The sequence below is a fragment of the Citrobacter sp. Cs237 genome (assembly GCF_030332325.1).
GTDB classification, from domain to species: domain Bacteria; phylum Pseudomonadota; class Gammaproteobacteria; order Enterobacterales; family Enterobacteriaceae; genus Citrobacter_A; species Citrobacter_A sedlakii.
Window position 1 is genome coordinate 701,827 of sequence record NZ_JAOWIB010000106.1, and the last position, 21,635, is coordinate 723,461.

The 21,635-nt window shown below is 55.6% G+C and carries 20 protein-coding genes; 9 read left to right on the forward strand and 11 right to left on the reverse strand.

All coding sequences use genetic code 11. The features are described from left to right. Positions 1-62: 62 nt before the first annotated feature. Complete coding sequence (locus OGY07_RS16690; protein ID WP_042289966.1) at positions 63-2,453, reverse strand: glucose/quinate/shikimate family membrane-bound PQQ-dependent dehydrogenase; 2,391 nt, start codon at positions 2,451-2,453, stop codon at positions 63-65. 205 nt (positions 2,454-2,658) lie between these two features. On the opposite strand from OGY07_RS16690, the gene hpt reads away from it, so the two are divergent. Further along, positions 2,659-3,195 (forward strand): hypoxanthine phosphoribosyltransferase, encoded by a 537-nt coding sequence (hpt, locus tag OGY07_RS16695; protein WP_042289964.1) that lies wholly within the window; start codon positions 2,659-2,661, stop codon positions 3,193-3,195. Positions 3,196-3,236: 41 nt separating this feature from the next. Here hpt and can read toward each other — a convergent pair whose 3' ends face one another. Beyond that, positions 3,237-3,899 carry a carbonate dehydratase gene (gene can, locus OGY07_RS16700; RefSeq protein WP_042289961.1) on the reverse strand — a complete coding sequence of 221 codons (663 nt, stop codon included), beginning with the start codon at positions 3,897-3,899 and terminating at the stop codon, positions 3,237-3,239. A 108-nt stretch (positions 3,900-4,007) separates the two neighbouring features. Between can and OGY07_RS16705 the strand changes: the two genes are divergently transcribed. The 4 genes from OGY07_RS16705 (at position 4,008) to OGY07_RS16720 (ending at position 7,559) form a co-directional block, all read left to right on the forward strand. Further along, on the forward strand, positions 4,008-4,934 hold the full coding sequence (locus OGY07_RS16705; RefSeq protein WP_042289958.1) for an ABC transporter ATP-binding protein: 927 nt from the start codon (positions 4,008-4,010) through the stop codon (positions 4,932-4,934). Beyond that, positions 4,931-5,701 carry an ABC transporter permease gene (locus OGY07_RS16710; RefSeq protein ID WP_042289957.1) on the forward strand — a complete coding sequence of 257 codons (771 nt, stop codon included), beginning with the start codon at positions 4,931-4,933 and terminating at the stop codon, positions 5,699-5,701. The genes OGY07_RS16705 and OGY07_RS16710 overlap by 4 nt, the downstream gene beginning before the upstream one ends. 105 nt (positions 5,702-5,806) lie before the next feature. Beyond that, positions 5,807-6,247 (forward strand): PTS sugar transporter subunit IIA, encoded by a 441-nt coding sequence (locus tag OGY07_RS16715; RefSeq protein WP_042289954.1) that lies wholly within the window; start codon positions 5,807-5,809, stop codon positions 6,245-6,247. Positions 6,248-6,332: 85 nt separating this feature from the next. Next, on the forward strand, positions 6,333-7,559 hold the full coding sequence (locus OGY07_RS16720) for a polysaccharide deacetylase family protein (RefSeq protein ID WP_181821957.1): 1,227 nt from the start codon (positions 6,333-6,335) through the stop codon (positions 7,557-7,559). 3 nt (positions 7,560-7,562) lie between these two features. Here OGY07_RS16720 and panD read toward each other — a convergent pair whose 3' ends face one another. From panD to thpR, 9 genes are all read right to left on the reverse strand, one after another. After that, positions 7,563-7,943: an aspartate 1-decarboxylase gene (gene panD / locus OGY07_RS16725; RefSeq protein WP_042289947.1), complete on the reverse strand. Its 381-nt coding sequence runs from the start codon at positions 7,941-7,943 to the stop codon at positions 7,563-7,565. A gap of 151 nt (positions 7,944-8,094) precedes the next feature. After that, a complete protein-coding gene (gene panC, locus OGY07_RS16730; RefSeq protein WP_042289945.1) occupies positions 8,095-8,949 on the reverse strand; it encodes a pantoate--beta-alanine ligase in 855 nt (284 codons plus the stop codon). An 11-nt stretch (positions 8,950-8,960) separates the two neighbouring features. Further along, positions 8,961-9,752 (reverse strand): 3-methyl-2-oxobutanoate hydroxymethyltransferase, encoded by a 792-nt coding sequence (panB, locus tag OGY07_RS16735; RefSeq protein WP_060570017.1) that lies wholly within the window; start codon positions 9,750-9,752, stop codon positions 8,961-8,963. 117 nt (positions 9,753-9,869) lie between these two features. Beyond that, positions 9,870-10,349 (reverse strand): 2-amino-4-hydroxy-6-hydroxymethyldihydropteridine diphosphokinase, encoded by a 480-nt coding sequence (gene folK, locus OGY07_RS16740; protein ID WP_286601806.1) that lies wholly within the window; start codon positions 10,347-10,349, stop codon positions 9,870-9,872. Further along, entirely contained in the window at positions 10,346-11,743 is a 1,398-nt protein-coding gene (gene pcnB, locus OGY07_RS16745; RefSeq protein ID WP_204375587.1) for a polynucleotide adenylyltransferase PcnB, read from the reverse strand. Before pcnB ends, folK begins: the two co-directional genes overlap by 4 nt. A gap of 105 nt (positions 11,744-11,848) precedes the next feature. Further along, positions 11,849-12,745, reverse strand: a complete 897-nt coding sequence (gluQRS, locus tag OGY07_RS16750; protein WP_181821953.1) for a tRNA glutamyl-Q(34) synthetase GluQRS — start codon at positions 12,743-12,745, stop codon at positions 11,849-11,851. A 65-nt stretch (positions 12,746-12,810) separates the two neighbouring features. Next, positions 12,811-13,266: an RNA polymerase-binding protein DksA gene (gene dksA, locus OGY07_RS16755; protein ID WP_003829221.1), complete on the reverse strand. Its 456-nt coding sequence runs from the start codon at positions 13,264-13,266 to the stop codon at positions 12,811-12,813. Between the two features lie 177 nt (positions 13,267-13,443). Beyond that, positions 13,444-14,148, reverse strand: coding sequence for a DNA/RNA nuclease SfsA (gene sfsA, locus OGY07_RS16760; protein ID WP_286601809.1), 705 nt, complete (start codon positions 14,146-14,148; stop codon positions 13,444-13,446). A 16-nt stretch (positions 14,149-14,164) separates the two neighbouring features. Then, positions 14,165-14,695: an RNA 2',3'-cyclic phosphodiesterase gene (gene thpR, locus OGY07_RS16765; RefSeq protein ID WP_286601811.1), complete on the reverse strand. Its 531-nt coding sequence runs from the start codon at positions 14,693-14,695 to the stop codon at positions 14,165-14,167. Between the two features lie 73 nt (positions 14,696-14,768). Here thpR and hrpB point away from each other — a divergent pair, with 73 nt between their 5' ends. The 4 genes from hrpB to OGY07_RS16785 all read left to right on the forward strand — a co-directional run bounded on the left by hrpB (position 14,769) and on the right by OGY07_RS16785 (position 21,619). Further along, the gene (hrpB, locus tag OGY07_RS16770; RefSeq protein WP_286601813.1) at positions 14,769-17,198 is read left to right on the forward strand and encodes an ATP-dependent helicase HrpB; all 2,430 of its coding nucleotides are present in this window, start codon (positions 14,769-14,771) and stop codon (positions 17,196-17,198) included. Positions 17,199-17,341: 143 nt separating this feature from the next. Next, on the forward strand, positions 17,342-19,876 hold the full coding sequence (mrcB, locus tag OGY07_RS16775; RefSeq protein ID WP_286601815.1) for a bifunctional glycosyl transferase/transpeptidase: 2,535 nt from the start codon (positions 17,342-17,344) through the stop codon (positions 19,874-19,876). 431 nt (positions 19,877-20,307) lie between these two features. Continuing rightward, positions 20,308-20,850: a fimbrial protein gene (locus OGY07_RS16780; RefSeq protein WP_060570023.1), complete on the forward strand. Its 543-nt coding sequence runs from the start codon at positions 20,308-20,310 to the stop codon at positions 20,848-20,850. A 55-nt stretch (positions 20,851-20,905) separates the two neighbouring features. Further along, positions 20,906-21,619, forward strand: a complete 714-nt coding sequence (locus tag OGY07_RS16785; protein WP_181821947.1) for a fimbrial biogenesis chaperone — start codon at positions 20,906-20,908, stop codon at positions 21,617-21,619. Positions 21,620-21,635: the final 16 nt, after the last annotated feature.

Below are 21,635 nucleotides of genomic sequence, written 5' to 3' on the forward strand. Positions count from 1 at the left end.
ATGCCGGGGGCGGCTGTGATGGCGCCCCCGGCGGTATGCCCGGCGTTACCCGGGCATAAGCGTTACTTCTCGCCGTCCGGTAGGGCATACGCGACAATATAGTCGCCCATCTTCGTACCAAACGAACCGTGACCCCCGGCGGAAATCACCACGTATTGCTTACCGTTGACCTCATAGGTCATCGGCGTCGCCTGGCCCCCTGCGGGCAGACGACCCTGCCACAGTTTTTCCCCGTTGCTCATGTTATAAGCTCGCAGGTAGTTATCGGCAGTGGCGGCAATAAACAGCACGTTACCGGCGGTTGAGATGGGGCCGCCGAGCATCGGCATTCCCATATTAAAGGGAACCGGAACCGGCATCGGGAACGGCATACTGTCCTGCGGCGTACCAATGCGTTTCTTCCAGACGATTTCGTTGGTTTTCAGATCCAGCGCTGAGATATACCCCCAGGCCGGTTGCTTACACGGCAGACCAAACGGTGACAGGAACGGATTCAGCGTCACGCCGTAGGGCACACCGTACTGTGGCTGAATACCCGACTCGGTGCCGGTGCCTTTGGCGTCTTTCGGCTGCTCCATCGGGTTACCCGGACCACGCGGGATCAGCTTCGAAACGAACGGCAGCGCCATCGGGTTGGCAATCGCCACCTGACGGTTGGGATCGACGGAGATACCGCCCCATTCGAACATCCCGAGGTTACCCGGGAACACCAGCGTACCCTGCTCAGATGGCGGGGTGAAGATACCTTCATAGCGCAACTGGTGGAACATCACGCGGCACACCAACTGGTCGAACATGGTGGCGCCCCACATATCCGCACCGGTCAAATCTTTCGTCGGACGGAAGCTCAGCTCGGAGAACGGCTGGGTTTTGGTGACGTAGTCGCCTTTTGCAGCGCCCTGCGGTACCGGGGTTTCCGGCGCCGGGACGACCAGCTTGCCGTTACGACGGTCAAGGACAAAAATGTTGCCGGTTTTCGCCGGGGCGTAGACAACAGGCACGGTCTGGCCGTTGACGGTAATATCCGCCAGCGTCGGTTGAGCGGGCAGGTCCATATCCCACAGATCGTGGTGAACGGTCTGATAGCTCCACGCGAGCTTACCGGTAGTGGCATTCAGCGCCAGAACGGAGCTGGCGTAGCGTTCCTGCTCCGGCGTACGGTGGCCGCCCCAGATATCCGGCGTGGAGACGCCCATCGGCAGATAAACCAGGTCCAGCTTCGCATCATAGGCCGCAGGCGCCCACGAGTTCGGTGAGTTAAAGGTGAAGGTGTGCTCATCCGAAGGAATGGCATTTGGATCTTTCGCGCCCGGATCGAACGCCCACAGCAGTTTACCGTTGTTAACGTCGAAACCGCGGATCACTCCGGACGTTTCGCGGGTGGAGAAGTTATCGGTGACCGACCCGGCAATCACAATCGTTTTATCGGTAATGATTGGCGGCGAGGTCGGTTCGTACAGACCCGGCGTTTGATCCGGCATATTGGTTTGCAGGTTCAGCACGCCTTTGTTGGCAAAGGTTTCGCACAGCTTGCCGTTTTCCGCGTTCAGCGCAATCAGACGTCCATCGTTTACCGGCAGGATGATGCGGCGCGGACAGTCGGCAATCACTTCCGGAGAGGCTGTGTCGGCCTTCGCTTCATGGTAGGAGACGCCGCGGCAGGTGACGTGCTGGAAAGACTCGTTCGGTTTCAGTTCCGGGTCGTAATGCCATTTCTCTTTCCCCGTCGCCGCATCCAGCGCGAACAGTCGCTGGTGGGCGGTGCACAGATACAGCGTGTCACCCACTTTGATAGGCGTGACTTCGTTAGTCAGTTCGCCCGGATCGTCCGGCTGCTTCAGGTCGCCGGTACGAAACACCCACGCTTCCTTCAGCTTGTGGACGTTATCGGCGTTAATCTGCTTCAGCGGGGAATAGCGCTGGCCTTCCTGGTTGCGCCCGTAGGCAGGCCAGTCACCGTCAGCCACCGGCGAGATAGGCTCGGCTGGCGTCGACTCGGCGCTGAGCGTGCCGTCAATTTCCTGCGGATCGTTGAAGCCCGCCCAGGTCAGGATCCCGCCGCTGATCAGCAGGGCGACCAGCAGGGCGGCGACCGCGCCGCCGGAAGGAATTATCAGGCGACGCCAGACAAAAGGTAAAATCAGCCAGATGCCGAAGAAGACAAGAATGTCGCTGCGCGGCGTCAGCGCCCAGAAGTCGAAGCCGACTTCCCATACGCCCCAGATCAGAGTGGCGAGCAGCAGAGCGGCATACAGCCACAGCGCGGAGCGCTTGCTGCGCCAGAGCAGCCAGGCGACGCCCAGCATCGCCAGACCGGCGATCGGGTAGTACCAGGAGCCGCCGATAGCGACCAGCCAGCCGCCGCCGATCAGTAAATACAGCCCGCAGAGCGCGGCAAAGAGGGCTGTTAGCGTCACGAGAAGCCGTGGCGAACGTGCATTGTTTTCAGCCATAAAAAGACACCATCTCAATTTGTTAAATTTTTAATAGCAATTAATTATAGGATTTAACATGTGTGATCGTCATCACAAAATGAGCTTTATCAACAGATGCCGCGAATAAATACTTTTACTGGTATACTGCGTGCCTTGCATTTCGATGCCGGTTCATCTGGAGCAGGCATTGAGTGATTTGTTTTTAAATCATATGGTTAGAGATATGAAACATACTGTAGAAGTCATGATCCCTGAAGCGGAGATCAAAGCGCGTATTGCCGAACTGGGTCGTCAGATTACTGAACGTTATAAAGACAGTGGCAGTGAAATGGTGCTGGTGGGTCTGCTGCGGGGGTCATTCATGTTTATGGCGGACCTGTGCCGTGAAGTGCAGGTATCTCATGAAGTCGATTTTATGACCGCCTCCAGCTACGGTAGCGGCATGTCTACTACCCGAGACGTGAAAATCCTCAAAGACCTGGACGAAGATATTCGCGGCAAAGACGTGCTGATTGTGGAAGATATTATTGATTCCGGGAATACACTGTCGAAAGTGCGCGAGATCCTGGGGCTGCGCGAACCGAAATCGCTGGCGATCTGCACTCTGCTGGATAAACCCTCCCGTCGTGAAGTGAACGTGCCGGTGGAATTTATCGGTTTTTCGATTCCGGATGAGTTCGTGGTGGGCTACGGCATTGATTACGCGCAGCGTTATCGCCATCTGCCGTATGTTGGTAAAGTGGTTCTGCTGGACGAGTAAGCGAAGACATGCCGGATGGCGTTGCCGCCCGGCATGGTCAATTAGCGGTGGTTGATGTGTTTCTTACTGAGGTTAGACACGCCCTGACGATACCGCTGTTCCAGCGACTCGCGGTTGGTGGCCGTCACTTCCAGATCGCGCAGCAACCCGTCGTGAATACCGTACGCCCAGCCGTGAATCGTCACTTTCTGACCGCGCTTCCACGCCGACTGCATGATGGTGGAATGGCCCAGGTTGTACACCTGTTCCATTACGTTCAGCTCACACAAGGTGTCCATCCGACGCTCCTGCGGCATTTCACCGAGCAATGAGCTATGTTTGAACCAGATATCGCGGATGTGCAGCAGCCAGTTGTTGATTAAACCCAGTTCCGGGTTTTCAACCGCCGCCTGCACGCCGCCACATCCGTAGTGGCCGCAGATAATAATGTGTTCAACTTCCAGCACATCGACGGCATACTGCACCACAGAGAGGCAGTTGAGATCGGTGTGGATGACCAGGTTGGCCACATTACGGTGAACAAATAATTCGCCCGGCTCGAGTCCGGTTAAACGTTCTGCGGGAACGCGACTGTCGGAACATCCAATCCATAGAAAGCGCGGTTTCTGCGCTTGCGCCAGTTTCTCAAAAAATCCGGGATCCTCTTCCACCAGCATTTTTGACCATAGTGCATTGTTGCTGATGAGTGTATCTATGTCTTTCATGGAGGTTAACGACCTGTAACCAAATAAGTGCGTTGGGCTAATATAGGGCAACTCCGCGATTATTTAAACCACATATAAAGTGTAAGAACGTAAGGTAAGTAAAAATTTATGACCATTGCACTGGAACTTCAACAACTTAAAAAAACGTATCCGGGGGGCGTTCAGGCGCTGCGCGGTATCGATTTGCAGGTCGAAGCGGGTGATTTTTATGCGCTTCTGGGACCAAACGGGGCAGGAAAGTCGACCACCATCGGCATCATCAGTTCGCTTGTTAACAAAACGTCCGGGCGCGTTAGCGTGTTTGGCTACGATCTTGAAAAAGATATCGTCAACGCCAAACGCCAGCTGGGACTGGTGCCGCAGGAGTTTAACTTCAACCCTTTTGAGACGGTGCAGCAAATTGTCGTGAATCAGGCGGGGTACTACGGCGTCGAACGTAAAGAAGCGGTCGAGCGCAGCGAAAAGTATCTGAAACAGCTCGATTTATGGGAGAAGCGTAACGAACGCGCGCGGATGTTATCCGGCGGGATGAAGCGTCGCCTGATGATCGCCCGCGCCCTGATGCATGAGCCGAAACTGTTGATTCTTGATGAGCCAACCGCCGGGGTGGATATTGAGCTTCGCCGCTCAATGTGGGGTTTTTTGAAGGATTTAAACGACAAAGGCACCACGATCATTCTCACCACCCACTATCTGGAAGAAGCGGAAATGCTGTGCCGCAACATCGGTATTATTCAGCATGGTGAGCTGGTGGAAAACACCTCAATGAAGACTCTGTTGTCGAAGTTGAAATCCGAAACCTTCATTCTCGACCTGGCGCCGAAAAGCCCGCTGCCAAAGCTGAACGGCTATCAGTACCGGCTGGTGGATACCTCCACGCTGGAAGTGGAAGTCCTGCGCGAACAAGGGATCAACAGCGTGTTCAGCCAGCTCAGCGAGCAGGGCATTCAGGTATTGAGCATGCGTAACAAAGCGAACCGCCTTGAGGAGCTGTTTGTGTCACTGGTTCATGAAAAACAAGGAGATCGCGCATGATGCAGCTTTACTGGGTCGCGCTGAAAAGTATCTGGGCGAAAGAAATTCATCGCTTCATGCGCATCTGGGTGCAGACGCTGGTGCCGCCCGTTATCACCATGACGCTGTATTTTATTATTTTTGGTAACCTGATCGGTTCGCGAATCGGCGAAATGCATGGCTTCAGCTACATGCAGTTTATCGTGCCGGGCCTGATCATGATGGCGGTCATTACCAACGCTTACGCGAACGTTGCCTCTTCGTTCTTCAGCGCCAAGTTTCAGCGCAACATCGAAGAACTGCTGGTGGCGCCGGTGCCTACCCACGTCATCATCGCCGGGTTTGTCGGCGGCGGCGTGGCGCGTGGTTTATGCGTGGGTATTCTGGTGACGGCGATTTCGCTGTTCTTCGTGCCCTTTCAGGTGCATTCGTGGGTGTTTGTCGCACTGACGCTGGTGCTGACCGCAGTACTGTTTTCGCTGGCGGGTCTGCTTAACGCCGTGTTTGCAAAAACCTTCGACGATATCAGCCTGATCCCAACCTTCGTGCTGACGCCGCTGACCTATCTGGGCGGGGTGTTCTACTCCCTGACGCTGCTGCCGCCGTTCTGGCAGGGGCTGTCGCATCTGAACCCTATCGTCTACATGATCAGCGGCTTCCGCTACGGTTTCCTCGGCATTCACGATGTGCCGCTGGTGACCACGTTCGGTGTGCTGGTGGTGTTTATCGTCGCGTTTTATCTGCTGTGCTGGACGCTAATCCAGCGAGGTCGCGGCCTGCGTAGCTAATGGCCTCATTCCCCTCTCCGTTCGGGGAGGGGATAACATTTGACCGCTGTCATCATTCTCTATTTATCACCCTGATAAACTACTTGCCTGCTAAGGAGGCGAACAATGTTAGGCTGGGTGATTACCTGTCATGACGATAAAGCAGAGGAACTGCTGGAGCGTCTGGAAACGAAATATGGCCCACTGGCGCAATGCCGGGCGGTGAATTTCTGGCGCGGTCTGAGCGCCAACATGCTGAGCAGGATGTTGTGCGATGCGCTGCACGAAACGGATACCGGCGACGGCGTCATCTTTTTAACCGATACGTCTGGTGCTGCGCCGTATCGGGTGGCGTCACTGATGAGCCACAAACATCCCCGTTGTGAAGTCATTTCCGGCATCCATTTTCCCCTGCTGGAGCAAATGCTCCCCTTCCGCGCAACGATGAGCAGCGAGGCGTTTCGCCATCATATTGTGTCGCGTGGCGCGCCGGAGGTAACCAGTCTCTGGCATCAGCAGCAAAAGAATCCACCGTTTGTGCTGTTGCACGATCTGTATGACTGCTAGCGCCTGACGGGACAGGCGCTGGGTCATTTTGATCACTGAGATGAATTGATACAATCCTCGCGTTGTCTCTTTCCCGGTTCGTGTCATGAAAAAATACCTTCTCTTTCTGCTGCTGTGTGTCTCTACAGTCGTCAGCGCGGCGTTGCCTGCCCGTTATATGCAAACCACCGAAGATGCGGCGATCTGGGCGCAGATTGGCGACAAAATGATAACGGTGGGGAACATTCGCGCCGGGCAAATCCTTGCGGTCATCCCCGTGGCGGCTGACTATTATGAATTTTCATTTGGCTTCGGAACCGGCTTTATCGATAAAGGGCACCTGGCGCCGGTACAGGGCAAACAGCGGGTTGAGGACAGCTTAGGCGATCTCAATAAGCCACTCAGTAACCAAAACCTGGTGACCTGGAAAGCGACGCCCGTTTACAACGCCCCGAATGTGGGCAGCGCGCCGTTTGGCGTGCTGGCGGAAAACTTACGTTATCCCGTCATCAGTAAGCTGAAGGATCGGCTTAACCAGACCTGGTATCAAATCCGCATTGGCGAGCGGCTGGCCTGGATAAGCGCGCTGGATGCCCAGGAGGACAAGGGGCTGCCGGTGCTCACTTACCACCACATTCTGCGTGATGAAGAAAACACCCGCTTTCGTCATACTTCGACAACCACCAGCGTGCGGGCATTCAGTAACCAGATGACCTGGCTGCGGGACCAGGGTTACGCCACGCTGACGATGGCGCAGCTTGAAGGGTATGTGCGCAATAAAATGAACCTGCCCGGGAAGGCGGTGGTCATTACCTTTGATGACGGTCTCAAGTCCGTCAGCCGCTATGCGTATCCGGTGTTGAAGCAGTACGGCATGAAGGCCACCGCGTTCATTATCACCTCGCGCATAAAAGGTCGACCGCAGAAGTGGGATCCACGTTCGCTACAGTTTATGAGTGTTTCCGAGCTTAACCACATCCGTGATGTTTTTGACCTTCAGTCGCATACCCACTTTTTGCATCGGGTTGATGGCTATCGTCATCCCATTCTGTTAAGCCGCAGCCACCATAATATTCTGTTTGATTTCAAACGTTCACGCCGGGCGCTGGCGCAGTTTACGCCGCAGGTGCGTTACCTTTCGTATCCGTTTGGCGGTTATAACGCGACGGCGGTTAAGGCCGCGAAAGACGCCGGTTTTCATCTGGCGGTGACGACGGTAAAAGGGAAGGTTAAGCCGGGAGATAATCCGTTATTGCTGAAGCGCCTGTACATCCTGAGAACGGACTCGCTGGAGACGATGTCGCGGCTGATCAGCAATCAGCCGCAGGGGTAGATATCAGGCAACCTGAACCGGAATGGCTTTTGCGGTGCGTTTCATTTCATTGTCGCCTTCAAAGTAGGCGACATTTGGCCGCCAGCGGCGCGCTTCTTCGTCGGACATGGTGACGAAGCTGGCGATGATCACAATATCCCCCACGCTGGCGCAATGCGCCGCCGCGCCGTTGACGGAGATAATGCGCGAACCGCGCTCGGCGGCAATTGCATAGGTGGAAAAGCGTTTGCCATTCGATACATTCCAGATATCGATAGCTTCATTTTCGAGGATCCCGGCGGCGTCGAGGAAATCCTGATCGATGGCGCAGGAACCTTCATAGTGCAGGTCCGCCTGAGTCACTTTCACGCGGTGGAGTTTGCCCTGCAGCATAGTGCGAATCATAACGTCTACCTTAAAATATTCGTCATCATTCAGGCTATCCCTGTACAGGACGCCTGAGAAGATTGATGAGTATGTACTGTCGTTAACCCGGCAGGGCGCGCCCTGCCTTGAGAATTTTCTCAGGCAGTATTGCCCGATTTTTAACCCCTGTCTACTGGGTTAATGTTACCGTCTGGTTGTCAATCAGACGCGCCTGTCCCAGCCACGCGGCCACCAGAATGACCGCCCGCTGGCTGGTTTCCGTCAGCGCAAGCAGGGTGTCGGCGTCGCGGATCTGAATATCATCGGCGCGGAAACCTTTCTCATTCAGGGCTTTTTCCGCAAGGGCGATCATTTCATCCAGTTCGCGCTCGCCGGCCTGCAGTTTTTCACCAATCTCACACATGACCTTGTATAAACCCGGGGCGATTTTGCGCTGCTCCGCGGTCAAATAACCATTGCGTGAACTGAGGGCTAAACCGTCTTTGGCGCGAATAATCGGTACGCCGACGATTTCAATGTCGTAGCCCATATCGGCCACCATTTTGCGGATCAGCGCCAGTTGCTGAAAATCTTTTTCACCGAAACAGGCGATATCCGGCTGAACGAGGTTAAACAGCTTGCTGACGATGGTGGAAACGCCGCGGAAATGGCCCGGGCGGCTGGCGCCCTCCAGCATGGTGGAAAGACCTGGAACATCAACATACGTCTGGCCTTCGGTGCCCTGCGGGTAGATTTGATCGGCTGCCGGCGCGAAAACAAAATCGACTTTACGTTTGTTCAGCTTCTCACAGTCCTCCTGCAGCGTGCGCGGATAACGCACCAGATCGTCCGGGCGGTCGAACTGCATCGGATTAACGAAGATGCTGACCACCACGATATCGGCGCGGGCTTTCGCTTCATCAACCAGCTTCATATGACCGTCGTGCAGGTTGCCCATGGTTGGAACCAGCGCAATGCGTTTTCCTTCCTGGCGGGCTCTGCGGATATGCTGGCGCAGCAGCGGCAGGGTTTCAATTATCAACACAACAAAACTCCTTAATGGAAACTGTGTTCTTCGCCCGGATAGACGCCGGACTCCACCTCGGCAATATACTGCCGCACCGCGGCGCGCATGTCGCCTGCTTCGGTAAGGAAATTTTTGGCAAATTTCGGAATATGACCGCCGGTGATGCCGAAAGCGTCATGCATCACCAGAATCTGACCGTCAGTCACGTTGCCCGCGCCAATGCCGATCACCGGAATGGTGAGCGCGTCAGTGATGCGTTTTGCCAGTTCAACCGGCACGCATTCGAGCACTAACAACTGTGCGCCCGCGGCTTCCAGCGCCAGCGCGTCATCAAGCAGCGCTTGCCCGGCGTCACCGCGCCCCTGAACCTTGTAACCGCCGAAAATATTGACCGATTGCGGCGTCAGCCCCAGGTGACCGCAGACCGGAACGGCACGCTCGGTGAGCATTTTTACGGTATCCGCCAGCCATGCGCCGCCTTCAATCTTGACCATGTTCGCCCCGGCGCGCATCACCGCCGCCGCGTTTTCAAAGGCCTGCTCCGGCGTCGCGTAAGCCATAAACGGCAGGTCAGAAAGCAGCAGGCAGTTCGGTGCGCCGCGCCGTACCGCGCACGTGTGATAGGCGATATCCGCAACGGTAACAGGAAGGGTGGAGTCATGGCCCTGAACGGTCATTCCCAGCGAGTCGCCCACCAGCATCACGTTGATGCCTTCGTCGGCAAATAACTTAGCGAAGCTGTAGTCGTAAGCCGTAATGGTGGCGAAGCGTTTTTTCTCCTGTTTGCACTTTTGCAACAGTGAGATAGTGGTTGGTTTCATAACATTTCCTGATGGTGAACGTCATATTTATCGGCATTCTAACAGTCACATTCAGGGGGGCAATTGTTTTAAGCAATCGATTGGCGTGAAAGCAGTAAACGCTAAAGGGGAGGGGATTTACCCGCGTTCGGGTTTTTCTTCGCCGAGTTCGGCGAGGCGTTGTTGTAACGATTTTCCATCCGGAAACCGCAGATCGGGCGCAATCTCAAACAGCGGCCAAAGCATAAAGCCGCGGTTGTGCATATCGTAATGGGGAACAGTCAGGCGCTCGGTCTGAATGACACGATCGCCAAACAGCATAATGTCGAGATCCAACGTGCGCGGACCCCAGCGCTCGGCTTTGCGTACGCGCCCCTGCTGCAGTTCAATCCGTTGGGTATGATCGAGCAGAGTCTCCGGCGCAAGGTCAGTGTCCAGCGCGACCGCCGCGTTCAGGTAATCCGGCTGATCCTGGGGACCTAAGGGTGCAGTGCGGTAAAAAGAGGAGACGGCGACAATCCGGCTCTGCGGAATGTCGCCAATCGATTTTATGGCAGCATTGACCTGTTCCAGGGGGGAGGCCAGGTTGCTGCCAAGCGCGATATAAGCGAGGGTCACGCGGTACCCTCGCGACGCGGGGCGCGTTTGCGCGGGCGACGATTGCGGCGGCGTGGCATCGGGTCTTCATCCAGTTCGTTGAGCATGCCCTTCTGCTCTGGCGGCGCAGAGACCTGGAATTCGCCCCACCATTGTGCCAGGCGTTGCAGCTCGGCGCTTTTTTCCGCTTCGGCGCGCAGCGCCAGCAGATCGTAAGCCGCGCGGAATTTCGGATGTTCCATGAGCTTCCACGCGCGTTTTCCCTGACGGCGGGACATCCGTAGCTGAAGCTGCCAGATATCACGGGTCAGCGAGGTCAGGCGTTTTGGAATCGCCAGCGAACGGCAGGCCTCATCCAGCACGTCATTCATTGCCAGAGCGAATGCGTCGTAGTAGGCCAGGCCGCTTTCCTGGGCGATTTTCTGCGCCATCTCCAGTAACGGGTACCAGAACATGGCGGCAAACAGGAACGCCGGGTTCACCCGCATGTCGTTGTGAATACGGTTATCGGTGTTCTTCAGCACCTGGGCGATGATGCGCTCCATTGGGCTGTCGCCGTTTTCGGTGAAATAGCGGGTAATGGTCGGGAATAGCGGCTGGAACAGGCTGTATTCGCGCAGCTTAAGATAGGTCTCGTAGCCGTAGCCTGCCTGGAGCAGCTTCAGCGACTCTTCAAACAGACGGGCTGGCGGAATGTCGTTCAGCAGCGTCGCCAGACGCGGGATCGGCTCAGCGGTTTCCGGGCTGATGCGCATGTCCAGCTTGGCGGCGAAACGCACCGCGCGCAGCATCCGCACCGGATCTTCACGGTAGCGGGTTTCCGGATTGCCGATCAGACGGATGACGCCGTCCTGTAAATCCTTCATACCGCCCACGTAATCACGGACAGTAAAGTCAGCGACGCTGTAATACAGGCTGTTAATGGTAAAGTCGCGGCGCTGGGCGTCCTCTTCAATGGAGCCGAAAATATTGTCGCGCAGCAGCATACCGTTTTGCCCACGTTGGGAGGTCGTGCGATCGCTCTCGCTGCCTTCGTGGTGACCGCGGAAGGTGGCGACTTCAATAATTTCCGGACCAAACATCACGTGCGCCAGACGGAATCGGCGACCGACCAGGCGACAGTTGCGGAACAGTTTGCGTACCTGATCCGGCGTCGCGTTGGTGGTCACGTCGAAATCTTTGGGTTTTTTGCCCAGCAACAGGTCGCGGACGCCGCCGCCAACCAGCCAGGCTTCATATCCCGCTTTGTTGAGCCTGTACATTACCTTCAGGGCATTTTCACTGATATCTTTGCGGGAAATAGCGTGCTGCTCGCGCGGGATGACCGTCATATGTGGACGGGCGACGGCAGTGTCTGCCTCGCTCTCCTCGCGGCTTAGCACCTTGCGGCAAAAATTAGCGACTCGGGTAAAAATAGTGCACCTCGGTAGTGTCAATCATCAATCAAATCAATTTACCCGCGGGCTTTCGAATTGTGAAAATGCGAAAGACAACGAGCAAAAATAGCGGCTAATCATAGCTCAGCACGACGCGTTTGAGAATGGCGGATTTACAGATGCCGATTCCGTCACGTCTGCCAGGCGCCAGTTCTCTGTGGCGAATTGAAGAATCGCCTCCACTGGCATGGCCTGCCAGTCTGGCGCAATACGCTGTCCGAGGAAGCGCAGCGCGTCAATGAGGACAGGACGCGGGTCGCCCTGCGGCAAAGCAGGCGCATGATTTTGTTTAGACAGTTTTGCGCCCTGCGCATTCAGCGCCAGCGGCAAATGAATATAGTCGGGCACTGTCCAGCCGAACAACTGGTAGAGCGAAATTTGTCGAACCGTTGGTTCGATGAGATCGGCGCCGCGCACGATTTCCGTGACGCCCTGGAAATGGTCGTCCACCACCACCGCGAGGTTATAGGCAAACAACCCATCCCGGCGATGAATAATAAAATCTTCCTGCGCCAGCCGTTCGTCGGCCTGAATATCACCGCGCAGGCGATCGTGAAAGCGGGTGACCGGATGACGTTGCCTGATGCGTACCGCTGCCTGATCCGGCCCGTTATGCTTGTCGCGGCAGTGGCCGTCATAAATACCGCCGATGCGTTGAATGCGCGCGCGGGGGCAGGTGCAGTAATAGCTCAACCCGTGATCGCGCAGCCAGGCGAGCGCCTCGCGATACGCCTCATGGCGACGGGATTGCCAGAGTATTTCGCCATCCCAGTGCAGACCGTAATGTTCCAGCTGGCGCAGAATGGTGTCAGCGGCACCGGGAACTTCACGAGGAGGATCGATATCTTCGATGCGTACGCGCCAGATGCCGTTTTGGGCTCGCGCCTGTAAATAACTGCCGAGCGCGGCAATCAGGGAGCCAAAATGCAGTGCGCCGGAAGGGGAAGGGGCGAAGCGGCCAATATAGTGTGAGTCAGTCATCGTTACGGACAAATGAAAAGGCGGGGAAGTCCCCGCCTGGTGTAAACGTGATCAAACGGTGGGGATTAACCCGCCATCTGTTTTTCGCGAATTTCAGCCAGCGTTTTGCAGTCGATGCAGAGATCGGCTGTCGGACGCGCTTCCAGGCGACGAATACCGATTTCCACACCGCAGGATTCGCAGTAGCCGAAATCTTCATCTTCAACCTTCTTCAGCGTTTTCTCGATCTTTTTGATCAGTTTGCGCTCACGGTCACGGTTACGCAGCTCAAGGCTGAACTCTTCTTCCTGCGCGGCACGGTCTACCGGGTCAGGGAAGTTGGCAGCTTCGTCCTGCATATGAGTAACGGTGCGATCGACTTCATCCCTAAGTTGATTACGCCATGCTTCAAGAATACGCCTGAAGTGCGACAGCTGGGCTTCGTTCATATACTCTTCGCCCGGTTTCTCCTGGTACGGCTCCACCCCAGCGATGGCGAGAATACTCAGGGACGATGTTTTACGGTTTTGCCCTTCTTGCATGTTGCTTCTCCTTAACACGCACTATCGATCCCCATGTTCGGGGGAAAAATCAGGTCGCTATAAATAGCAGATGCTTTTCCGGATAGCAATTAACTAAACGTAACACTTGACAACCCTGTGAGGAAAAGCGTATTTGCGCACGCGACCAGAATACTAAATAACCAAAATTTTACATCACTAAAAAGTAATGGGTAATGGCTCTTTAAGAGTCATACTCCCGGCAGAAAGTTCCGCTTTATAAACCAGAATTTCTACCCCCTTACGCTGTGCCTCAATCAATAGTTGCGCGTATTTCGCGTCAATATGGCGCGCAGGTGAAAACCGTGTAATGGCGGAATGCAGAACGGCGAAAAAAATCACGGCGCGTTTGCCTTCAGCCGCTACGCTCATCAATTCCCGAAGATGTTTCTGACCTCGTTCAGTGATGGCATCGGGAAAAAAACCGAAATCCTTTTCCGCCAGCGTTACCGATTTCACTTCAATATAGCAGTCAGGCCGGAAATCTGCCTGTAACATAAAATCGATGCGGCTTCGTTCGGCGCCGTATTTTACTTCGCTTTTCAGGGTACTGTATCCTGAAAGTTCTGAAACCCTGCCTTGTTCCAGAGCCTCTTTCGTCAGCCTGTTCGCCCATAATGTGTTAACACAAATAAGCGCGCCATTTTGGGTTTCAGTTAATTCCCAGGTATGCGGATATTTGCGTTTAGTATTTTCTGACGTCGAATACCAGACGGTGTCCCCGGGCTCTGCGCAACCGGTCATTGCGCCAGTATTTGGGCAGTGTAACGTGAGTACGGTTCCGTCGGGTGTGATCACATCGGCTAAAAAACGTTTATAACGCTTAACCAGCGTGGCGCGCTGGAGGGGGGGAGAAAACTGCATCACGCGTGTCCTTAAATTATTCGCTGAGCGTCCAGCGCAGCAACGGCGTGTATCGGGTTCGTCCCCGGGTGAACGAGGAGGCGTAAAGCGTAAACTCAGTTACCGGAAACGACCAACAAAAACCGGGCGCGGGAATGGCGACCGCATGGCTGGCGTCACGCAGCAAAGTTACGTGCGGATGAAACGGCTGCGGGCTTTGGTAGCAGCCGCTGCGCGCGGCCTGGGCGCGCAGCATATTGGCCAGTTGCAGTAAACCCCGCGGCGACTGGCGCGTTCCGAGCCAGACCACCCGGGAGCGCAGCCATTGCCCCGCATCGTCCAGCGTCAGCGTGAAAGCAGGCTGGCGAATGCGTCCGGCCAGCGTAGCTAACGCCTGTTGTTTGTCGGCGCTAACGTCGCCTAAAAACGCCAGCGTTACGTGCAGGTTGTCGGCCGCTACGGGTCGCCCCGCCTCGGGGGCAAAGTGCGCCGCGCGCCAGTGAACAATTTGCGCGCGCGCGTCGGCGGGCAGCTCAATGGCAAAGAACAGCCGTTTCGGCTCAGACATCTTCGGTACTCGGTTATGAATTAACGCGATGCTACAATGCAGCGCGAAGAATGTTAACCCTCTGGAGCCATTTGTGACGTCATTGCCTGTTGCCGCCGTACTGCCTGAACTGCTTGCCGCACTGGATTCTGCGCCGCAGGTTCTGCTGAGCGCGCCGACCGGCGCCGGTAAATCCACCTGGCTGCCGCTGCAGTTTCTTTCCCATCAACGCTTTGACGGACGGATTATCCTGCTTGAGCCGCGTCGTCTGGCGGCGCGTAATGTGGCGCAGCGGCTGGCGGAGCTGTTGAACGAAAAGCCCGGCGAAACGGTGGGATACCGGATGCGCGCGCAATCCTGCGTGGGGCCAACCACGCGGCTGGAGGTGGTCACCGAAGGGGTGCTGACGCGAATGATACAGCGCGACCCGGAGCTAAGCGGCGTCAGCCTGGTGATCCTTGATGAATTCCACGAGCGCAGTCTGCAGGCGGATTTGGCGCTGGCGCTGTTGCTTGATGTGCAGCAGGGGCTGCGCGACGACCTGACGCTGCTGATCATGTCCGCCACGCTGGATAACGATCGCCTGCGGCAGCGTCTGCCGGATGCGCCGGTGGTGGTGTCCGAAGGGCGCGCTTACCCCGTTGAGCGCCGCTATCAACCCCTGACGGCGCAACTGCGTTTTGATGAGGCCGTTGCCGTCGCCACCGCCGAACTGCTGCGCCAGGAACCGGGATCGCTGCTGTTGTTTTTACCCGGCGTCGGCGAGATCCAGCGCGTACAGGAACATCTGAGCGCGCGTGTCGGCAGCGATGTCCTTCTCTGTCCGCTGTATGGCGCGCTGTCGCTGAATGCCCAGCGTACGGCGATCCTGCCTGCGCCGCCGGGAATGCGTAAAGTGGTGCTGGCGACCAATATCGCCGAAACCAGTCTGACCATCGAAGGCATTCGACTGGTGGTCGATTGCGCCCAGGAGCGTGTCGCCAGATTTGACGCGCGTACCGGGCTGACCCGGCTGATTACGCAGCGCGTCAGTCAGGCGTCAATGACCCAGCGTGCCGGTCGCGCCGGACGTCTGGCGCCGGGCATTTGCCTGCATCTGATCGCCAAAGAACAGGCGGAACGCGCCGCTGCGCAAGGGGATCCCGAAATCCTGCATAGCGATCTCTCCGGCCTGCTGATGGAGCTGTTGCAATGGGGATGCAGCGATCCCGCACAGTTAACCTGGCTGGATCTGCCGCCCGCGATACACTTACAGGCGGCGAAACGGCTGTTACAGATGCTGGGCGCGTTGGATGGCGAACGCCTGAGCGCAAGAGGGCAAAAGATGGCGGCGTTGGGCAACGACCCGCGGCTGGCTGCTATGTTAGTGAGCGCTTCCGATCCCGACGCCGCCGCAACCGCCGCCCAGCTTGCGGCGATCCTCGAAGAGCCGCCGCGCGGAGGCAATACCGATCTTGGCGTAGCGTTTTCACGCCACCAGCCCGCCTGGCAGCAGCGCAGCCAGCAACGGTTGAAACGCCTGAATAGCCGCAGCGGCGTCGCGGACGTCTCGCGGATCGCGCCATTGCTGGCGTACGCCTTTGCCGATCGCGTGGCGCGACGGCGCGGCCTGGACGGACGTTATCAACTGGCAAACGGCATGGGCGCAGTGCTGGACGCCGATGATGCGCTGGGACGTCATGAATGGCTGATCGCCCCGCTCTTGCTGCAGGGCAGTGCGTCGCCGGACGCGCGGATCCTGCTGGCGTTGCCGCTGGACATCGACGCGCTTGTCCGGCAATGTCCGGAACTGTTGCAGCAGTCGGACACGATTGAATGGGATGAGGCGCAGGGGACGCTCAAAGCGTGGCGCAGGATGCGCATCGGACAACTGACGGTGAAAGTACAGCCGTTGGCGAAACCCTCGGAAGACGAGCTGCATCTGGCGATGCTGAACGGGATCCGCGACAGGGGGCTGGATGTGCTCAACTGGACGCCGGAAGCGGTGCAGTTGCGTCTGCGTTTGCAGTGTGCGGCGAAGTGGCTGCCGGAATATGACTGGCCTGCGGTGGACGATCAGACGCTACTGGCGAATCTTGAGCGCTGGTTGCTGCCGCATATGGCCGGTGTGCATTCGTTAAAAAATCTGAAATCGCTGAATATTCATCAGGCTTTGCTGGGACTGCTCGACTATCCTCTGCAGCAACGTCTGGTGAGTTCGCTGCCCACACATTACACTGTGCCGACAGGAAGTCGGATAGCCATTCGTTATCATGAGGATAACCCGCCCGCGTTGGCGGTCCGAATGCAGGAAATGTTTGGCGAGGCCAGTACGCCGACCATCGCCGAAGGGCGCGTGCCGTTGGTACTGGAACTCTTATCGCCCGCCCAGCGGCCCTTACAGATTACGCGTGATTTAAGCGCGTTCTGGCAGGGGGCGTACCGCGAGGTACAAAAAGAGATGAAAGGACGCTACCCCAAACATGTCTGGCCTGACGACCCGGCGAATACCGCGCCCACGCGGCGTACCAAAAAGTATTCATAATGGGACGAATGTCCTCTGTAAGCCGGTAAGCAAAGCGTTATCTGGCAAAACAGCGAGCGATAAATTGAGAGATTTCTTCTTCTGTCGGGTGACAGAAGAACTGAAAATCGGGCCTTTGCGCCTGAACGTTGCGGAGAAAAAACATGGCCGGGAATGACCGCGAGCCGATTGGACGCAAAGGGAAACCCTCGCGTCCGGTGAAACAAAAGGTGAGCCGTCGCCAACTCAGAGATGATGAGTACGACGACGATTATGATGATGACTATGAGGATGAAGAACCGATGCCGCGTAAAGGTAAGGGCAAAGGGCGTAAGCCTCGTGGTAAGCGCGGCTGGTTGTGGCTGCTGCTGAAAATAGCGATTGTTTTTCTGGTGCTGTTCGCCATTTACGGCGTTTATCTGGATCAAAAAATCCGCAGTCGTATTGATGGCAAAGTCTGGCAATTGCCCGCGGCCGTTTATGGCCGGATGGTGAATCTCGAGCCCGAAATGCCGGTCAGCAAGAACGAAATGGTGCGACTGCTGGAAGCGACGCAGTATCGCCAGGTGACGAAGATGACGCGTCCCGGCGAGTTTACCGTGCAGGCCAACAGCATTGAAATGATCCGCCGTCCGTTTGATTTCCCGGACAGCAAAGAGGGGCAGGTGCGCGCGCGCTTGACCTTTGATGGCGGCCATCTGGATACGATCGTGAATATGGATAATAACCGCCAGTTCGGGTTTTTCCGTCTCGATCCGCGTTTGATCACCATGCTCTCTTCGCCAAACGGCGAGCAGCGTCTGTTTGTGCCGCGCAGCGGCTTCCCGGATCTGCTGGTGGATACGCTGCTGGCGACCGAAGACCGTCACTTTTACGAGCATGACGGCGTCAGTCTGTACTCTATTGGCCGCGCGGTTCTGGCGAACCTGACCGCCGGACGGACGGTGCAGGGGGCAAGTACGCTGACGCAACAGTTAGTGAAAAACCTGTTCCTGACCAGCGAGCGTTCGTACTGGCGTAAGGCCAACGAAGCTTATATGGCGCTGCTGATGGACGCCCGCTACAGCAAAGACCGCATCCTTGAGCTGTATATGAACGAGGTGTATCTCGGACAGAGCGGCGATAACGAAATCCGCGGCTTCCCGCTGGCGAGTCTGTACTACTTTGGCCGCCCGGTGGAAGAGTTAAGCCTTGATCAGCAGGCGTTGCTGGTCGGAATGGTGAAAGGGGCGTCCATTTATAACCCTTGGCGTAACCCGACGCTGGCGCTGGAGCGTCGCAACCTTGTGCTGCGCCTGCTGCAACAGCAGCAGATCATCGATCAGGAACTGTACGATATGCTGAGCGCGCGTCCGCTGGGCGTGCAGCCGCGTGGTGGGGTGATCTCGCCGCAGCCGGCATTCATGCAAATGGTGCGTCAGGAACTGCAGGCGAAGCTCGGCGATAAGGTGAAAGATCTCTCCGGCGTGAAGATTTTCACCACCTTCGATTCCGTGGCGCAGGATGCCGCCGAGAAAGCGGCGGTGGAAGGCATTCCGCTACTGAAAAAGCAGCGTAAGCTGAGCGATCTCGAAACCGCGATCGTGGTGGTGGACCGCTTCAGCGGCGAAGTGCGCGCGATGGTCGGCGGCGCCGAACCGCAGTTTGCGGGCTATAACCGTGCGATGCAGGCGCGCCGTTCGATTGGTTCTCTGGCAAAACCGGCTACTTATCTGACCGCCCTGAGCCAGCCAAAGATTTATCGCCTGAATACGTGGATCGCTGATGCGCCGATTGCGCTGCGTCAGCCAAACGGCCAGGTCTGGTCGCCGCAGAACGATGACCGTCGCTATAGCGAAAGCGGAAAAGTAATGCTGGTCGATGCCCTGACGCGTTCGATGAACGTGCCGACGGTGAATCTGGGGATGGCGCTGGGCCTGCCTGCGGTGACTGACACCTGGGCAAAACTGGGCGTACCAAAAGATCAGTTGCATCCGGTTCCGGCCATGCTGCTGGGGGCGCTTAACCTGACGCCTGTCGAAGTGGCGCAAGCGTTCCAGACAATCGCCAGCGGCGGTAACCGTGCGCCGCTCTCCGCGTTGCGTTCGGTGATTGCGGAAGATGGCACCGTGCTGTATCAAAGCTTCCCGCAGGCGGAGCGCGCCGTTCCGGCGCAAGCGGCGTACATGACGCTGTGGACGATGCAGCAAGTTGTCCAGCGCGGTACCGGTCGCCAGCTTGGCGCGAAGTATCCGGGTCTGCATCTTGCGGGCAAAACCGGGACCACCAATAACAACGTGGACACCTGGTTTGCCGGGATCGACGGTAGTCAGGTGACGATTACCTGGGTAGGCCGTGATAACAACCAGCCGACGAAGCTCTATGGCGCGAGCGGGGCGATGTCGATTTACCAGCGCTATCTGGCGAATCAGACGCCGACGCCGCTGACCTTAACGCCGCCGGAAGATATCGTTGATATGGGCGTGGACTATGACGGCAACTTTGTTTGCAGCGGCGGGATGCGTACATTGCCGGTGTGGACAACCGATCCTGACGCGCTTTGCCAACAGGGTGAAATGCTGCAACAGCAGCAACCGTCAGGTAACCCGTTCGATCAATCTTCTCAGCCGCAGCCGCAACAGCAGCAGGCGCCACAGGAAGAGAAGAAAGACAGCGACGGCGTGGCTGGTTGGATCAAAGATATGTTTGGCGGTAACTAACGCGACGCTGTGCCCGTTGATGTCATGAGAAAAAGCCAGAATAACATCTGGCTTTTTCTTTTATAAAAGCAAACGGCGTCAATGGTTAGATAATGTCAAATATAATATTAGTTATATTTATTTCATGAATTTTAATTTAACTTAATTTCATTTTAAATAAAAATCAGGTTTTTTATTTCCTAAATAATACAGGCATTTGCGTATAATCTTGTCGTTTTCCTCATTCCGAAGGGTGTTCATTCCTGCGGTTTAATATAATAATATTTTTAGGAGAGGTTTTCAGGCAAAGGATATGTGCTGTTTTCAATATTGAAACTGTAAATGTAAATATTGAAGGCGTAATGGAGTTCTCCGTAACGTCCGCCTTATCTGTTATTTTCTCCAGTATTTATTCATTTTATCAATTATTGAGCATAAGTAAGGAATGCTATATGTGCAAAAAATCAGTGTTATCACTGCTGGCAATCAGTTTAACCGCGGCGCTCTCTGCACCAGCCATGGCTGTTGATACAGGAACGATAACGTTTAGCGGCAAAATCCTTAATGATAGTTGTGTCGTTAATATCAATGGGACGGCAACTAACGGAACGGTGACATTTAATGATTTGTCCGCGACTGCTTTTGGCGCCGATAAAAAGGTGGGCGACACGCAAAAAGTCGAAATCGCCCTGACGGAATGTGATGCTTCTGTCGGCAAACTGAACGTTAAATTCGAAGGCACCCGCATCGACGGTTATTCCGATGAAGTATTAACAACTACTGGTAAAGCTAAAAACTTAGGGGTTCGCTTGTTGCCTGAGGGAAGCAGTAGTTATGTGAAATTTGATGGTTCAGAACCCGACTCATCACTGGATAAGGCCAATAGCGCGAACGTTGCTTTTAACTATACCGCTGAAGTCATTCAGGTAGGAAGCACAGCGCCAACGGTGGGTGATTACTCTGCTGAAACAACCTATACCTTGCTCTATCGTTAAGGATAGTTTTGCTGGCCCGGGGCGGGCCAGTTTTTTCAACGGACTGAAAAAGAGTATGAATAACTTTCGCTATATATACGCTTTTATTTTCTTCATGTTATCGCATTCCGCAATGGCAGGTATCGTGTTGGGCGGAACGCGTATCGTCTACCCGGCTAAGCAGGCGGAAGTCCAGATAGCGTTAAAAAATAAAGATACCGATAAACGTTATCTCGTACAAAGTTGGGTGAGCAACCTCGACGATAGCAAAGCGCCCTTTGTTATTACGCCCCCCATTTATAAGATTGATGAAAACAGACAAACCCTACTGCATATTGTTTATACGGGACATGAAAACGCGCTGCCTCAGGATCGCGAGTCCATTTTTATGACAAATGTGAAGTCTGTTTCTGCGATCCCGGAAAATATGCGCGATAAAAATATGCTGCAATTTGCCATAAAGACGAAACTGAAGCTTTTTTATCGCCCTGCGGGGTTAAGCGATAGCGATGCAAGAGATGCCTGGAAATCCTTAGAGTTTAAGCGAACCGGTAATCGTATGGCTGTTAAAAATCCTTCTCCCTTTTTCATCACTTTCGGACAGCTAACCGTGGGTGGGCGTGACGCTAAACCGGTAGGAAATTCAAATATGCCAAGTGCGCTCAGCATGATGTTGGCCCCCTTTAGCGAGCAATCTTTCGAGATACCTGCGGGCGCAAAAGGGGACGTTGCGTGGTCTGCAATGAACGACTTTGGATCTGAAACGGAAGTGCAAAAGCGGCCTTTATGATTTTTTTCGGGAACCT

What these genes read in the sequence shown, in the direction of transcription:
- OGY07_RS16690 (WP_042289966.1), bottom strand. Translation starts at nt 2,453, where the DNA reads ATGGCTGAAAACAATGCACGTTCGCCACGGCTTCTCGTGACGCTAACA.
- hpt (WP_042289964.1), top strand. Translation starts at nt 2,659, where the DNA reads ATGAAACATACTGTAGAAGTCATGATCCCTGAAGCGGAGATCAAAGCG.
- can (WP_042289961.1), bottom strand. Translation starts at nt 3,899, where the DNA reads ATGAAAGACATAGATACACTCATCAGCAACAATGCACTATGGTCAAAA.
- OGY07_RS16705 (WP_042289958.1), top strand. Translation starts at nt 4,008, where the DNA reads ATGACCATTGCACTGGAACTTCAACAACTTAAAAAAACGTATCCGGGG.
- OGY07_RS16710 (WP_042289957.1), top strand. Translation starts at nt 4,931, where the DNA reads ATGATGCAGCTTTACTGGGTCGCGCTGAAAAGTATCTGGGCGAAAGAA.
- OGY07_RS16715 (WP_042289954.1), top strand. Translation starts at nt 5,807, where the DNA reads ATGTTAGGCTGGGTGATTACCTGTCATGACGATAAAGCAGAGGAACTG.
- OGY07_RS16720 (WP_181821957.1), top strand. Translation starts at nt 6,333, where the DNA reads ATGAAAAAATACCTTCTCTTTCTGCTGCTGTGTGTCTCTACAGTCGTC.
- panD (WP_042289947.1), bottom strand. Translation starts at nt 7,943, where the DNA reads ATGATTCGCACTATGCTGCAGGGCAAACTCCACCGCGTGAAAGTGACT.
- panB (WP_060570017.1), bottom strand. Translation starts at nt 9,752, where the DNA reads ATGAAACCAACCACTATCTCACTGTTGCAAAAGTGCAAACAGGAGAAA.
- gluQRS (WP_181821953.1), bottom strand. Translation starts at nt 12,745, where the DNA reads ATGACTGACTCACACTATATTGGCCGCTTCGCCCCTTCCCCTTCCGGC.
- dksA (WP_003829221.1), bottom strand. Translation starts at nt 13,266, where the DNA reads ATGCAAGAAGGGCAAAACCGTAAAACATCGTCCCTGAGTATTCTCGCC.
- sfsA (WP_286601809.1), bottom strand. Translation starts at nt 14,148, where the DNA reads ATGCAGTTTTCTCCCCCCCTCCAGCGCGCCACGCTGGTTAAGCGTTAT.
- thpR (WP_286601811.1), bottom strand. Translation starts at nt 14,695, where the DNA reads ATGTCTGAGCCGAAACGGCTGTTCTTTGCCATTGAGCTGCCCGCCGAC.
- mrcB (WP_286601815.1), top strand. Translation starts at nt 17,342, where the DNA reads ATGGCCGGGAATGACCGCGAGCCGATTGGACGCAAAGGGAAACCCTCG.
- OGY07_RS16780 (WP_060570023.1), top strand. Translation starts at nt 20,308, where the DNA reads ATGTGCAAAAAATCAGTGTTATCACTGCTGGCAATCAGTTTAACCGCG.
- OGY07_RS16785 (WP_181821947.1), top strand. Translation starts at nt 20,906, where the DNA reads ATGAATAACTTTCGCTATATATACGCTTTTATTTTCTTCATGTTATCG.